This window comes from Leucobacter chromiireducens subsp. chromiireducens (genome assembly GCF_016758255.1).
GTDB classification, from domain to species: domain Bacteria; phylum Actinomycetota; class Actinomycetes; order Actinomycetales; family Microbacteriaceae; genus Leucobacter; species Leucobacter chromiireducens.
Genome location: NZ_QYAD01000005.1, coordinates 23,296 through 37,562, shown reverse-complemented (window position 1 = coordinate 37,562; position 14,267 = coordinate 23,296). Strand labels below are relative to the sequence as shown.

At 67.6% G+C, this 14,267-nt stretch carries 15 protein-coding genes; 4 read left to right on the top strand and 11 right to left on the bottom strand.

Annotation, left to right across the window (positions count from 1 at the left end):
- Positions 1 to 25: 25 nt before the first annotated feature.
- The 8 genes from D3226_RS12955 to D3226_RS12920 form a co-directional block, all read right to left on the bottom strand.
- A complete protein-coding gene (locus D3226_RS12955; protein ID WP_202383032.1) occupies positions 26 to 631 on the bottom strand; it encodes a non-canonical purine NTP pyrophosphatase in 606 nt (201 codons plus the stop codon).
- Complete coding sequence (gene rph / locus D3226_RS12950; RefSeq protein WP_202383031.1) at positions 628 to 1,374, bottom strand: ribonuclease PH; 747 nt, start codon at positions 1,372 to 1,374, stop codon at positions 628 to 630. The genes D3226_RS12955 and rph overlap by 4 nt, the downstream gene beginning before the upstream one ends.
- A gap of 48 nt (positions 1,375 to 1,422) precedes the next feature.
- Positions 1,423 to 2,262 carry a glutamate racemase gene (gene murI, locus D3226_RS12945; protein WP_202383030.1) on the bottom strand — a complete coding sequence of 280 codons (840 nt, stop codon included), beginning with the start codon at positions 2,260 to 2,262 and terminating at the stop codon, positions 1,423 to 1,425.
- Positions 2,263 to 2,283: 21 nt separating this feature from the next.
- Entirely contained in the window at positions 2,284 to 2,946 is a 663-nt protein-coding gene (locus tag D3226_RS12940; protein WP_202383029.1) for a ribonuclease HII, read from the bottom strand.
- Positions 2,939 to 3,655 (bottom strand): signal peptidase I, encoded by a 717-nt coding sequence (gene lepB / locus D3226_RS12935; RefSeq protein WP_202383028.1) that lies wholly within the window; start codon positions 3,653 to 3,655, stop codon positions 2,939 to 2,941. The genes D3226_RS12940 and lepB overlap by 8 nt, the downstream gene beginning before the upstream one ends.
- A 166-nt stretch (positions 3,656 to 3,821) precedes the next feature.
- Positions 3,822 to 4,169, bottom strand: a complete 348-nt coding sequence (gene rplS, locus D3226_RS12930) for a 50S ribosomal protein L19 (RefSeq protein WP_125099645.1) — start codon at positions 4,167 to 4,169, stop codon at positions 3,822 to 3,824.
- A gap of 120 nt (positions 4,170 to 4,289) precedes the next feature.
- Positions 4,290 to 4,868, bottom strand: coding sequence for a dihydrofolate reductase family protein (locus tag D3226_RS12925; protein ID WP_202383027.1), 579 nt, complete (start codon positions 4,866 to 4,868; stop codon positions 4,290 to 4,292).
- A gap of 41 nt (positions 4,869 to 4,909) precedes the next feature.
- On the bottom strand, positions 4,910 to 5,827 hold the full coding sequence (locus tag D3226_RS12920; RefSeq protein WP_202383026.1) for a helix-turn-helix transcriptional regulator: 918 nt from the start codon (positions 5,825 to 5,827) through the stop codon (positions 4,910 to 4,912).
- Positions 5,828 to 5,939: 112 nt separating this feature from the next.
- On the opposite strand from D3226_RS12920, the gene D3226_RS12915 reads away from it, so the two are divergent.
- The gene (locus D3226_RS12915) at positions 5,940 to 8,054 is read left to right on the top strand and encodes a RecQ family ATP-dependent DNA helicase (RefSeq protein ID WP_202383025.1); all 2,115 of its coding nucleotides are present in this window, start codon (positions 5,940 to 5,942) and stop codon (positions 8,052 to 8,054) included.
- Between the two features lie 15 nt (positions 8,055 to 8,069).
- On the opposite strand, the gene D3226_RS12910 is transcribed toward D3226_RS12915, so the two are convergent.
- Genes D3226_RS12910 through D3226_RS12900 form a run of 3 tightly spaced genes read right to left on the bottom strand, consistent with a single transcriptional unit; the run spans position 8,070 to position 10,217 of the window.
- The gene (locus D3226_RS12910) at positions 8,070 to 9,068 is read right to left on the bottom strand and encodes an Fpg/Nei family DNA glycosylase (RefSeq protein ID WP_202383024.1); all 999 of its coding nucleotides are present in this window, start codon (positions 9,066 to 9,068) and stop codon (positions 8,070 to 8,072) included.
- A 2-nt stretch (positions 9,069 to 9,070) separates the two neighbouring features.
- Positions 9,071 to 9,565, bottom strand: coding sequence for a ribose-5-phosphate isomerase (locus D3226_RS12905; RefSeq protein WP_202383023.1), 495 nt, complete (start codon positions 9,563 to 9,565; stop codon positions 9,071 to 9,073).
- Between the two features lie 31 nt (positions 9,566 to 9,596).
- Positions 9,597 to 10,217 carry a mycothiol-dependent nitroreductase Rv2466c family protein gene (locus D3226_RS12900; protein WP_202383022.1) on the bottom strand — a complete coding sequence of 207 codons (621 nt, stop codon included), beginning with the start codon at positions 10,215 to 10,217 and terminating at the stop codon, positions 9,597 to 9,599.
- Positions 10,218 to 10,290: 73 nt separating this feature from the next.
- Between D3226_RS12900 and pepN the strand changes: the two genes are divergently transcribed.
- From pepN to D3226_RS12885, 3 genes are read left to right on the top strand one after another with little or no spacing between them, the layout of a single operon-like run.
- Entirely contained in the window at positions 10,291 to 12,888 is a 2,598-nt protein-coding gene (gene pepN / locus D3226_RS12895; RefSeq protein ID WP_202383021.1) for an aminopeptidase N, read from the top strand.
- Positions 12,888 to 13,781, top strand: coding sequence for a mechanosensitive ion channel family protein (locus D3226_RS12890; protein WP_202383020.1), 894 nt, complete (start codon positions 12,888 to 12,890; stop codon positions 13,779 to 13,781). Before pepN ends, D3226_RS12890 begins: the two co-directional genes overlap by 1 nt.
- On the top strand, positions 13,778 to 14,224 hold the full coding sequence (locus tag D3226_RS12885) for a globin (protein ID WP_202383019.1): 447 nt from the start codon (positions 13,778 to 13,780) through the stop codon (positions 14,222 to 14,224). The genes D3226_RS12890 and D3226_RS12885 overlap by 4 nt, the downstream gene beginning before the upstream one ends.
- The last annotated feature ends 43 nt before the right edge of the window (positions 14,225 to 14,267 follow it).

Here is a 14,267-nt window from a genome sequence, read left to right as displayed (position 1 = left end):
CACACAAGCCAGCGTTCAGGGGCGCCTACAGGCGCGTGCGAATCTCCTCTGCAAGCGCGGTGAAGGCGCGGGTTCGGTGCGAGTGCTGATCCTTCTCTGCTGCGGTCATCTCCGCAGCCGAGCGACAGCTGCCCTCCGGCTGGAAAACCGGGTCGTAGCCGAAGCCGCCCTCACCGGCGGGCGCACGAAGCACAGACCCTTTCCAGACACCGAGCTCGCACACCTCCTCAGGGGCGGCACCGTCGGTTCCCGGGATGACGAGTGCCGCAGCGCACACGAAGCCCGCGGCGCGGTGCTCGTCCGCGAGGTCGCTGAGCTGCCACAGCAGAAGATCGACGTTTGCCGTGTCGCTGCGCGCGGGACCACCCCAGCGCGCGGAAAAAATGCCTGGGCAGCCACCCAGCACGTCCACCGCGATGCCCGAGTCGTCCGCAATTGCGGGGAGTCCCGTGTGCTCCGCTGCGGCCCGCGCCTTCAACAGCGCGTTCTCTTCAAAGCTCGTGCCGTTCTCGACCGGCTCGGGGCCGTCGTAGCCGATGAGCTCGATCCCCGGGATCAGGGGGCCGAGGATGCGCTGCAGCTCAGTCAGTTTGTGTGCGTTGTGCGACGCGAGCACCAATTGCTGGGTCATGCGGAGCGCTCCTCAGAGAGAACCGCGCGCTGCAGCTCGCTGAGCTCCCCCGCGCTCGCGAGCGCAAGGTCCAGCAGCGTGTCGAGCTCCGCGCGCTTGAACGGCACTCCCTCAGCGGTGCCCTGCACCTCCACGAAGTCGCCCGAACCGGTCACAACGACGTTCATGTCGGTCTCTGCACGGGAGTCCTCGATGTACGCAAGGTCGCTCATCGCGGTCTCTCCCACGATGCCGACGGACACTGCGGCCACGCTATCGGTGAGCGGCTGCGCCTTCCGCGCGATGTGACCCTGCGCGCGCGCCCACTCGATCGCATCCGCGAGGGCGACGTACGCACCAGTGATCGAGGCCGTGCGCGTGCCACCGTCCGCCTGCAGCACATCGCAGTCGATCACGATCGTGTTCTCGCCGAGCGCCTTCGTGTCGATGACCGCTCGAAGGCTCCGCCCGATCAACCGGGAGATCTCATGCGTGCGTCCGCCGATCTTGCCCTTCACGGACTCGCGCTGCATCCGCTCGTTCGTCGAGCGCGGCAGCATCGAGTACTCCGCAGTGACCCAGCCCGTCCCCTTCCCCATCAGCCAGCGCGGCACGCCAGGAGTGAAGGACGCGGTGCAGAGCACCTTGGTGTTGCCGAATGAGATGAGGGCGCTGCCCTCGGCCTGTCCGCTCCAGCCACGTTCGATCGTGACGGGTCGCATCTCGGCCGGGGTGCGGCCGTCTGCTCGGGTGAGCTCAGTCATGTTGAGAACCTCTCTGAGAAGGGTGGGAAAATCTTGGCGCCGCGGGCGTCAGCCCGGGAGCTGAATAGCGCCGGTCTGCACGCGCTCCACGCGCTCGATGCTGTTGCCGAGCATGCGCCGCGCGAGCGTCACAAACGCCGCTGTGTCGGGCCCCGTCGCTTCGTAGCGCACGGTCGGCTCGCCCGCGTCAGCGGGACGCAAGAGGCCGCGCTCGGTGAGTGTCTGGAACACCTCGCTCGCGGTCTCAAGGTCACTCGAGACGAGGGCGACGTCAGGGCCAACGACCTGACGCAGCGCGCCGCGCAAGAACGGATAGTGCGTGCAACCGAGCACGAGGGTGTCGATCCCCTCGGCGATGAGCGGCGCAAGGTACTGCTGTGCGACAGCATGAACACGCGGACCGCTCGTCTCGCCCGCCTCGGCGAACTCGACGAAGCGGGGAGCCGCGGCGGACGTGAGCGCGATCTCTGGGCGCATGGCAAAAAGATCGTCGTAGGCACGCGATTGGATAGTCCCCTGGGTGCCAATCAACCCCACGCGTCCATTCCGGGTGATTGCAGCTGCGCTCCGCACAGTCGGCGCGATCACCTCGATCACCGGGACGTCGTACCGCTCGCGCGCGTCTCGCAGCACCGCCGCGGATGCGGTGTTGCACGCGATCACGAGCATCTTGACCCCCTGCGCGACCAGGTCGTCGAGAATCTCGAGCGCGAAGCGGCGCACCTCAGCAATGGGGCGCGGACCGTACGGCGTGCGAGCGGTGTCGCCCACGTAGATCATCGATTCACCGGGCAACTGATCGCGGATCGCCCGTGCCACCGTGAGTCCACCTACACCCGAGTCAAACACCCCGATGGGAGCTTCCGGGCTGATGGTACGCGCGCTCATTCCTCCAGCTTAGCGGAGGGGTCAGGGCAGGGATTTGATCCAGGTAGCGCGGTGCATCTCGGTGAGTCCCGCCGCCGCGAGCCCTGCATAGTGCGCCTTCGAGCCGTAGCCCTTGTTCGAGTCCCAGCCGTACTCGGGGTGCTCCTCGTGGGCGGCGCGCATCACGGCGTCGCGCTCCACCTTCGCGCGCACCGACGCCGCGGCGACGCTCGCGCACGCGCGATCCGCCCCGACACGGGTGTGCACCGTGAGCGGTCGCTTCAGCACGGGGCTCAGCCAATCGTGCGAACCATCGAGAATGATCACGGCATCATTGACCGGCACGCCGAGCTCGTGGAGGGCGAGGAGCGCACGACGCGCCGCCGCGCCAAGCATCGCAGTGATCCCGAGCGAGTCGATCTCCTCCGCACTCGCGAACCCCACGGCGCCCTGACCCCACTCGCGCACGAGCGGCGCAAGGGCGTCCCGTCGCTTCTCGCTGAGCAGCTTGGAGTCGCGCAGGCCCTCCGGGAACTCTGCTGTGCCCACGACGACAACCTGCGCGCCGACCGCCACGGGCCCCGCGATCGCGCCGCGTCCCACCTCGTCGAGACCGATGACCAGGGTCGCACCGTCGGCAAAGTACGCTGCCTCGACGTCGAGCGTGGGGTCCTTCGAGGGCTTCGCCGGCTTCGGCTCAGTCACCCTTCGCCTGCTCCACGCCCGTGAACGTCCCCTCGGGAACGCCGAGCCAGGTGAAGCGATCGAGCGGCCAGTTCAGCACGAAGGCGCGGCCCACAATCTCCGATTCGGGCACGAAGCCCTTGCCCGGCTGATCCTGGTTGTAGCGCGAGTCCTTGCTCTGGTAGCGGTTGTCGCCCATCACCCAGATCGAGTTCTCCGGCACCGTCACATCAAAATCGATCTTGGAGGCGCGTGTCTCCCCCGGCGGAATCACGATGTACGTCTCGTCAATCGGCACACCGTTCACCATGACACGGCCCTGCGCGTCGCAGCACTGCACGCGGTCGCCGCCCACACCGATGACCCGCTTCACGACGTACTCGTTACTGGTGTCTGCGGCGAGTCCGAGCGTCTGCAGCACCTTCTCAAACCCGGTCGGCGGGTTCTCCCCGCGGGGGTAGAGCCACCCGCCCGGGTCCTTGAACACGACGACGTCGCCGCGCTCCACGTCCATCACGTTGGGGACGAGCTGGTTGACCAGGATCCGGTCGTTCACCTCGAGCGTGTGCTCCATCGACGGCGATGGGATGTAGAAGCTCCGCACGAGGAACGTCTTGAGCAGGAACGACACCAGGAAAGCGACGATCAGGATCACTAGCAGGTCGCGCACGAACCCGATGAACCCGCCTCGACGTGTCCGACCGCCTGCGCTGTGCTCGGCCTCACTCATGTGCGCTCCTTGCTGTATCGGCCGCGCGGTGCTCGCGCGGCGTCCGCTCGCGCAGTGCGCGGGCAACATCTCTGGTGAGACACTTCAGGCTCCCATACCCTGGCGGGAGGGAGCCTGAAAGCGTCACGGGCGTGTCGAATGACGTACCCAGGAATCAGTGCGCAGCTTACGCGTCGCGCTTCTCCTTGATCTTGGCCTTCTTGCCGGTGAGGCCGCGCAGGTAGTACAGCTTCGCGCGACGAACGTCACCGCGGGTGACGACCTCGATCTTGTCGATCGCGGGCGAGTGCACGGGGAACTTACGCTCCACACCCACCTGGAAGCTGATCTTGCGGACCGTGAAGGTCTCGCGAACGCCCTCGCCGTGACGCGAGATCACAACGCCCTGGAACACCTGGACACGCGAGCGGTTGCCCTCGACGATGTTGACGTGCACCTTGACGGTGTCGCCGGCACGGAAGGCGGGGATGTCGCTCTTGAGCGACGCGGCATCGACGTGGTCGAGCTTCTGCATGATGTTCTCTCTCTGCGCCCGCCGCAAGTCGGAACGCGGATTTTCAAAGTATTAAAGAGGTGTTGGCTCACGGTGTGTGCGGACCCTCGCGGCAGTGCCGCACCGTGGCACAAGGATCAATTATGCCACATCGAGAGGCGAAGCCGCATCACCGTGCTTCGGCGCGGCGACGCGGTAGCGGGCGGTGAGGAAGGCGCCGTTCGTGCCGTGCTCAGTCAGCTCGAGATCGAGGCGTCGTGGCAGGAGCGGGCGCCCCGCGCCAAGCGTCACTGGCGCGATCGACAGTTGCACCTCGTCGAGGAGCCCGGCATCGGCGAACTGGCCAGCGAGATCACCGCCGCCGACGACCCACAGGTCTCGCCCGTCTGCTGCCGCAAACATTTCGGCGTAGACATCGGCGACCGAGCCGTTCGCGAAGCGCACGTCCGGCGTCGCGCCGCTCGCGCTCGGGGCAGGTGGAGCGAGATCCCGGCTCGTGAGGACCCACGCGGGGACGTCATAGCTCCACCCGCCGTTCGCGAGTACCCACTCGTAGGTGGTGGAGCCCATCACGATGGCGCCGATGCCGGGAATGAACTGCTCGTAGTCGTTCCCTCCGCCCGGCACTTGCTCCTGCGACAGCAGCCAGTCAAGTGAATCGTTCTCATCGGCGATGAAGCCGTCGAGGGATGACGCAACGTAGTAGATCAGTCGAGACATGTGGGAGTCCTTTCGTTGAGTTCAGAGTGGGGCGAGACTGGCTACGCCTCGCCGCGGCGCGCGCGAAGCCAGAGGATGGGATCGCCGCCATCGCGTTCGAGTCCGTGCTCCGCGAGCATGCCTCGTGCAAGTTCGCGGCGATGGGCGGCATAGTGCAGCACGTGTGCGACGACCCCGCTCAGCTGGAAGCTCTCGGGAGGCTCGCAGAGCGCGTCGATCACGCGGTCCTGCCAGGCCCCCTTCCGATCAATCTCGCGGACTCTCGCGGTCCACGCGGCGGACACCGCCGCGTGCCGCTCAGCGAGTTCAGCAAGGAGCTTCGGCGAGTTCAGCGCGGGCGCCTTCGGCTGAATGCGCCCCTCAACCACCGCGAGCCAGATTTCCTTGGCGCCCACCAGACCAGCGAGCACCGCGGCGATGCTCGCTTCCTCACCCGTCCAGTCGAGCACGCGCTGGCCAGGCCGCTGCGCGTGCATGACCACCTCGGCCGGGAGCGTCGCCGCGTATGCGATGAGCGCGGCGGTATCGTCGGCATCGTGGAGGAGCTGCTGCTCAAGCAGCGGACTGCTCGCGGTACGCTGCTCCTCGATCCAAATCGACATCGGTGGGTGGAAGTGAATACCGTTGGCACTCGGCAGCCAGTGCCCAGCGCCGTGAACGCTCGGCGGAGCGCCGAACGCGCGGGTGTACGCGCGGCTGAAGCCCTCCGCAGAGTCATAGCCCGCCGAGAGCGCGGCGTCGATCACGCGCGCCCCATCGCTCAGTTGCCAGGCTGCACGCTCAAGGAGCACGCGTCGGCGGAGCGCCGCCGGCGACTCTCCGGCGGCAGCCGAGACCGTCCGCGCGAAATGGAAACGCGAGGCGTGCGCTGCTCCCGCCATCTCGTCGAGCGTGCGATTGGGTTCCGCGAGCACAGCATCAAGGAGTTCGCGAAGGCGATCAGGCTCTGATGTGGTCATGCCTCCAGTCTGACTCGCTCACAGGACATGCGCATGACCGTTCTTGCGCAGTTGTGGGGCAGCTTGCGGGAAGCCCCGTGCGCACGTCGGTGGCGACTGAGAAGATCGAGGTATGGCAGATCCAGCGATTTCCACTCACTCGCAAGCGCTGACGGTGCTGCGGCAGCTCACCGGTGCCGCCACGGCAGAGTTTCATCCGGGCCAGTTTGAGGCCATCAGCGCTCTCGTCGATGAGGGGCGGCGGGCGCTTGTGGTGCAGCGCACCGGGTGGGGGAAGTCGGCGGTCTACTTCGTGGCGACCGCGCTGCTTCGAGAACGGGGCGCCGGGCCCACGCTACTCGTGTCTCCGCTGCTCGCGCTCATGCGAGACCAGGTGGCGGCGGCGGAGCGCGCCGGGGTGCGCGCAGCCGCCATCAACTCGGCGACCGCCGAGGAGTGGGAGGAGATTGAGGGGCGCCTTGCCCGGGACGAGATCGACGTGCTCCTCGTCTCCCCCGAGCGGCTGAATAATCCGCGCTTTCGTGACACGCAACTCCCCACGATCCTGGCGCGGATGGGACTGCTCGTGATCGATGAGGCGCACTGCATCTCTGACTGGGGCCACGATTTCCGCCCGGACTACCGGCGCATCGCCGCGCTGCTCGCGGGGCTCGAACGGCACGTCCCGGTGCTCGCGACCACGGCGACCGCCAATGCCCGCGTTGTCGCTGATGTGGTCGAGCAACTGGGCAGCGACGTGCTCACGCTGCGGGGCACGCTCGCTCGTGACTCGCTGCGACTCGGCTGCCTTCGGCTCCCCTCCGCGGAGACTCGGCTTGCCTGGCTCGTGGAGCACCTGGGCGGCTTCACCGGAAGCGGGATCGTGTACGCCCTCACCGTGTCCGCCGCGGAGGACACCGCACTTCTCCTCCGCGATGCTGGCTACGAGGTCGCGGCGTACACCGGCCGAACTGACCCGGAGGAACGGGCGCGACTCGAGTCCGCGCTGAAGAACAACGAGGTGAAAGCGCTCGTCGCGACGAGTGCTCTGGGCATGGGGTTCGACAAGCCGGACCTGGGATTCGTGCTGCACCTCGGGGCGCCGTCCTCCCCCGTCGCGTATTACCAGCAGGTGGGTCGAGCCGGGCGTGGCACCGCGCACGCCGATGTGTTGCTGCTCCCCGGCGCTGAGGACCAGGCGATCTGGCAGTACTTTGCCACCTCGTCGATGCCAGATCCCGAACGCGCGCGGGCGGTCATCGAGGCGCTCGGCGCCCCGGATGCGCCGCCACTGTCAACACCGGCTCTGGAGGCCCGCGTCGACTTGCGACGCACGCAGCTTGAGCTGTTGCTCAAGGTGCTCGATGTCGATGGGGCGGTGAACCGTGTTGCCGGCGGGTGGGTGGCAACCGCTGCGGCGTGGCACTACGACGCTGAGCGGTACCGCCGCATCGCTGCGGCCCGGGAGGCGGAGCAGGAGGCCATGCTGAGGTACGAACGCGGCGACGCGTGCCGTATGGCTGAGCTGCAGCGCGAACTCGACGATCCCACCGCGGCAGACTGCGGTCGCTGCGACGTCTGTGCTGGGCCGTGGTACCCCGCTGAGGTTGCCGCGGGCGCGACCGCGCGGGCAACGAGCCGCCTGCAGCAGGCAGGCGTGCCGGTTGACCCCCGCGGGCAGTGGCCCACCGGCGCAGACCGGCGAGGCCTCCCCGTGCGGGGGCGGATCGCGGCGAACGAGCGCGCCGAGCCGGGGCGGGTCGTCGCCCGACTCACCGACCTCGGATGGGGCGGACCGCTGCGCGAACTCCTCGCGCCCGGCGCAGCGGATCAGCCGCTCCCCGAAGCGCTGCTCGCGGCGGTGCTCACCACGCTCCGCGACTGGCCCTGGGCCGAGCGGCCTGTCGGTATTGTCGCAATGCCGTCATTCACGCGCCCCACGCTGATCAGCAGCACCGCTGCGACCATCGCGGAGCGCGGCAAGTTGCCCTTCCTGGGCACCCTCGATTTCGCAGACGACCGGCCAGCCGGCGGCCCGGGCGGCAACAGCGCGTTTCGGCTCGCGTCCGTGTGGGGCCGGTGGAGCGTGGGCCCGGAACTCGCTGCCGTGGTCGCCCAGGCGCCGGGCCCCCTGCTGCTTGTCGACGATCTCGTAGACAGCCGTTGGTCGTTCACCGTCGCAGCGCGCGAACTGCGGCGGGCCGGGGCGCCCGCAGTGCTCCCGTTCGCGCTCGCCTCAGTCGGCTAGCTCCCTCGGGGAGAACTAGTGCTGGCAGCCCGGGCACCAGTACAGCTTGCGCGCGCCAAACTCCTCGAGAATGATGTTCGCGCCGCAACGCTTGCACGGCGTCCCCTCGAGCTTGTACACCCAGTGGCGTTCATCTCGCTCGACCAGGGCCCGCTGATACGCCTCGCCCTCAAGACCATCAATCGTGATCATCTGCCCGACCGTGATCCCGATCTCGAGAAGTTCCGCCCAGTCGTCCCACAGCGCCTCAAGCACGGTGCGATCCAGCGTGTTCGCCGGAGTGTGGGGATTGAGCTCGGCTCGGAAGAGCATCTCAGCTCGGTACACGTTGCCAATGCCCGCCACGACGGACTGATCCATGAGCACGAGGCCGATCGGCGTCTTCTTCTTCCCCGCGCGCTCCACGAATCGCGCGCGTTCGGCCGGCGTATTCGCGTTTGCGGGATCAGGCCCCAACCGCTGCACGACCGCATCGACCTCTGCTGGTGTGAGCACCTCGCAGGCGGTCGGGCCGCGGAGATCGGCACACACGGTGTCGGTGAGGAGCCGCACGCGCACCTGCCCCACGGGTTCAGGCGGGAAGGACTCTGACGCAGCCGATTCCTTGTCGGTCTCCGCCATACGCACGCGGGTCCGCCTGGGCGCCCCGATGGAGGTCACCGAGTCCTCGGCGTCGCGGTCAACATGGTTACCGGGACCCGAGTTCTCCCCGTTCTGTCCGAGCCGCGAGTGGCCGGGGGTCTGCCCGTGGATCTGAATCGACGAGTCGATTCGCACCTCACCGGAGAAGTCCCATGCACCGTAGATCCCGAGGTGCACGCGCAGCCACTGATCCCCCTCGAACTCGAGGAACATCTGCTTCCCGACCGCGCGCGCATCGAGCACATTGCGCCCGTCGAGGAGCGCAGCGCCCTGCGCAAAGCGTCCCTGCGGACTCGACACCGCTGGGTGCTCGCCGACGAAGTTCACGCCAAACTGCCGCGCAATGCGGTGAACAGAATGCCCCTCAGGCATGCTTAACCCAGCTGGTCGACGTGCTTGCCGGCGATATCGCCCGTCTGCTCGTACTCGCCGAGCTGCGCGATCCGGCGCACGTGACGCTCATCCCCGGGGAACGGCGTATTGATGAACAGCTCGATGAACCGGATCGCGTCTTCCACGGGGTGCTGGCGGGCGCCGATGGAGATGACGTTCGCATTGTTGTGCTCGCGCGCGAGCTCGGCGGTCGAGTCGTTCCACACGAGCGCCGCCCGGATCCCGGCAACCTTGTTCGCGGCGATCTGCTCGCCGTTCCCCGAGCCGCCGAAGACCACGCCGAGCGCTTCCACGCCCGCGCGCTGATCCTGCGCAACGCCGATTGCCGCGTTGATGCAGAACGAGGGGTAATCATCGAGCGCGTCATACTCGGCGGGCCCGTGGTCAATAACCTCGTGCCCGAGGCCCTGCAGATGCTGCTGCAGCTGCTGGCTAAATTCGAGTCCGGCGTGGTCAGTGGCTACATGGATGCGCATGGGGTCAATCCTAGCGGCGCGAGCGCCTTCGCTAGAACTGCGGCCCGGCGCTCCGACCGCGCTTGAGCTCGTAGAAGCCAGGCACGCTCGCGGCAGCAACGATGCCGTCCCAGAGCCGCAGCGCCGTCTCCCCAGTCGGAGCAGGTGTCACGACCGGCCCGAAGAACGCGTTGCCATTGACCGAGATGATCGGCACGCCCACATCGGGGCCCGCGATCGCCATCGCGTGATCAGTGTTGGCCCGCAGCGTCGCATCGGAGGCCTCGGTGTCCGCAGCGGCGGCGAGCGCGGCATCGAGCCCCAACTCGGCGAGCGCCTCGGCGATGATCGCGTCAGTGTCTGTGCGGGCGCCCGGGTGAATGCGCGCACCGAAGGCGGTATACAGCGGGCCCACTACGTCCTGACCGTGCGCCACACGCGCCGCCTCTACAACGCGCCCCAGCCGCTGCCCGGCGAGGTGGTGCGGGGTGTGATCGTTCGGCTCGTTGCCCTCATTGAGAATCGCGAGGCTGATCGGGTGCCAGGTGATCTCGAACCCGCGAGCCTCAGCGACTTCGCTCGCCCACCGGCTGGTCATCCAGCACCAGGGGCAGATGGGGTCGAACCAGAACTCGACCTCGGGCTTCTCGGGAATCGGCTGCGCAGCGTTCATGTCGCCAGCCTACCCGGGGGCGGCGGGCATAAGGTGGGAGTCGTCACAACCGTTTACTCGTCAGGAGCAGTACGTGCCAGGAACGAACCTCACCCGCGTCGAGGCCCAGGAGCGGGCCGCAGTCGTCGCAACGCAGCGCTACGAGGTGGCGCTCGATCTCACCACCGGTCCGGAGACGTTTACCGCGGCCACGACGATCCACTTCACCGGCACCGCGGGCGCCGACACTTTTGTTGACCTCATCGCAGACTCGGTTGAGCGGGTCGCGCTCAATGGGGTCGAGCTGGATCCCGCAGCCGTGTTCGCGGACTCCCGCGTTCAGCTGCCCGGACTCGCCGCCGAAAACACCGTGGTAATCGAGTCGACGCAGCGCTACACCAACACGGGCGAGGGCCTGCACCGCTTTGTGGACCCCGCCGACGGCGAGGTGTACCTGTACTCACAGTTCGAGGTGCCCGACTCGCGCCGGATGTTCGCGGTGTTCGAGCAGCCCGATCTCAAGGCCACCTTCGCGTTCACCATCACGGCGCCCGCGCGCTGGAAGGTCGTCTCGAACCAGCCCACTCCCGCCGCCGTTTCGGCTGGCACCAAGGCTGCTGCGCAGGGTGCCGACTGGGCGGAGCAGGAGATCGCGACGTGGACGTTTGAGCCCACTCCCGTGATGTCCAGCTACATCACCGCGCTCATTGCCGGCCCCTACGCCGAGGTGCGCTCGGAGCTCACGAGCCGCGATGGCCGCACGATTCCGCTCGGCGTCTTCTGCCGCGAGTCGCTCTCGGAGTACCTCGACGCCGACTACATCTTCGAGAAGACCCGCGAGGGCTTCGCCTTCTTCGAGGAGCAGTTCGACTTCCCCTACCCGTTCGACAAGTACGATCAGCTCTTCGTTCCCGAGTACAACATGGGCGCAATGGAGAACATCGGCGCGGTGACCTTCACCGAGGCCTACGTGTTCCGCAGCCAGGTCACCGATGCGATGCGGGAGCGCCGGGTCGTCACGATCCTGCATGAGCTCGCGCACATGTGGTTCGGCGACCTCGTCACCATGCGCTGGTGGAACGACCTGTGGCTCAACGAATCGTTCGCGGAGTACATGTCCACGCTCGGTGTCGCCGAGGCCACCGAGTGGACCGAGTGCTGGACGACGTTTGTTGCTTCGGAGAAGTCGTGGGCGTACCGCCAGGATCAGCTCCCGTCGACACACCCGATTGTCGCCGAGATCCGCGACCTCGAGGACGTGCTCGTCAACTTTGACGGCATCACGTATGCGAAGGGCGCCTCGGTGCTGAAGCAGCTCGTCGCATGGGTGGGCCGCGATCCCTTCATGCAGGGCGTGCACGAGTACTTCGTGAAGCACCAGTACTCCAACACCGAGCTCCCCGACCTCATGCGCGAGCTGGAGGCGAAGTCCGGCCGCGACCTCTCCGACTGGACGAAGAAGTGGCTCGAGACCGCGGGCGTCAATACGCTGCGCCCCGTCTTCGAGCTCGACGAGACCGGCAGCTACACGAGCTTCGCAATCGAGCAGACCGCGATCGCCGAGTACCCGACGATCCGACCCCATCGCATCGCGGTGGGCCTGTACGGCACCGACGATGACGGCAGTGTCCGCCGCCTGCAGCGCCTCGAGCTCGATATCGATGGCCCGCGCACCGAGGTCCCGGCGCTTGTGGGCGTCGCGCAGCCCGAACTGCTGCTGCTCAACGACGACGATCTCACGTACGCGAAGATCCGCCTGGACGAGCGTTCCCTTGAGACGACCGCCGCGAAGCTCGGCAGTGTCGAGGATTCGCTCGCTCGCGCGCTCCTCTGGGGCACGCTCTGGGACGCGACGCGCGACGCCGAGTTCCCCGCCTCACGCTTCGTGGACATCGTGCTCGCACACATCGGCAACGAGTCCGCGTCGACCACGCTGCGCACGCTCCTCGGCCAGCTACTGCTCTCCGCTTCGAGCTACGTCTCTCCTGAGCGCCGCGCAGCCACCCTGGAGAAGGTTGCCGACGCGCTCTGGCGACTCGCGGTCGATGCCGAGCCCGGAAGCGACCGCCAGTTCCAGTTCGTCAAGTCGTTCGGCCAGCTGGCTGAGAGCACCGAGCAGCTCGACACGGTGCAGGGGCTCTTCGACGGGTCGCTCCCCCTCGACGGTCTCGACATCGACACGGATCTCGGCTGGGAGCTGCTCATCGCGCTTGCCGCCGGCGGCCGCAGCTCGCTCGAACAGATCGAGGCCCGTCTCACTGAGGATCGTACGGCGAGTGGCAACCAGTCCGCTGCGCACGCACGCGCAGCGCTCCCCACGGCAGCCGACAAGGAGGCCGCGTGGGTGTCGGTGTTCGATGACGCGAACAAGCCGAACGCCATCGTGCGCGCCACGGGGCTCGGTTTCACGCGTGCGCACGACGTGACGCTCCTCGAGCCGTATGTCGAGCGCTTCTTCGCGGCACTGACGCCCGTGTGGGAGTCGCGCAGCTACGCGATCGCCGAGGAACTCATCGAGGGCTTCTACCCGGCCCCGCTGGCGCACGCGGCCCTCGCCGAGGCGACCCGCCAGTGGCTGGACGCGAATCCCGCGGCACCCGCAGCGCTTCGCCGCATGATCTCCGAGCACCTCGCCGGGGTCGAGCGGGCGCTGCGCGCGCAGCAGGCTGACCAGGCAGCACAGGGCGCGTAATGAGTGAGTTCGGCGCGGCGCTCGCGAGCTTCTACGAGACTTATCACACGGCGATCAACATCTCCGTGATTGTGGTCGTGGCGGGGCTCGCCAACTGGGCGCTGCGCCGACTCCTCATGCGCACGGTCACACAGGTAGTGCGCGGCGTCAAGCGCGCACAGGATGTGGAGACCACTTCCGAGATCATGGCGGCGCCCTACGTGAACGCGCGCGCCGTGCAGCGCACGCGCACGCTCGGCACCGTCGGGCGGCACGTGATCTCCTGGACGGTGGTGATCACCGCCCTAATTTTGATCCTCGCGCAGCTGGGAGTGGACCTCGGCGCGGTGCTCACCTCAGCCGGCATTGTCGCTGCGGGTCTCGCCTTTGGCGCGCAGAACATCGTGAAGGACATCCTCAACGGCATCTTCATGGTGTTCGAGGACCAGTTGGGCGTGGGCGACGTGGTGCAAATCGACACGATTAGCGGCACCGTCGAGGACGTGGGCATCCGCGTCACGCAGGTTCGCGCGCTCGACGGCACCCTCTGGCACATTCGCAACGGCGAGATCCTCACCCTCGGCAACTCTTCGCAGGGGTGGGGGCGCGCGCTCATCGACGTGACGGTGGACGCGGATCAGGATCTCACCCATGTGTCCGACGTGATGGTGCAGGCGGCGCGCGCGCTCCTCACCTCCGAGCGCTACGCCCGCAAGGTCACGGGCGAGCCCGAGGTTCTCGGTCTCGAGAGCGTGTTCGGCGACCGTGCCACCCTGCGCCTCGCCGTTCGCACGCGCCCCGAGGCACAATGGGAGGTGCAGCGCGGCATCCGCGCGGAGATTCGCCGCGCGTTCAAGGACGAGGGCATCGTGCTCTCCGATGAGCGCCCCAATCTGCCGGGAGGCACCGCATGACCGACACCACTCCGAACACCCCGACGCCGCGTCTCACGCTGCGGACCGGATCCGACGGCGCCGCGGTCACCGAGACGCTCTGGTCGCAGGTCGGCGGCACCGAGACCTTCGAGGTGATCGCACGCGCGTTCTACCGCGGCGTGCGCGAGGACGAGGTGCTCGCGCCGATGTACCCGCAGGACGATTGGGAGGGCGCCACCTGGCGGCTGCGTGCGTTCCTCGAGCAGTACTGGGGCGGGCCGACGAGCTATTCGGAGGAGCGCGGGCATCCCCGTTTGCGGATGCGACACCAGCCGTTCGCGGTGACGCCCGATGCGAAGGAGCGCTGGCTGCGCCACATGCACGCCGCGCTCGACGAGGCTGCGCTTTCCCCCATGCACGATGCGGCCTTCCGCGACTACATCGAGCGTGCGGCGCTCGCTATGGTGAACCGCTTCGAGTAACACGGCGCAGCACACAGGATTCGAGGGGTGCGCTCCGGGCGAT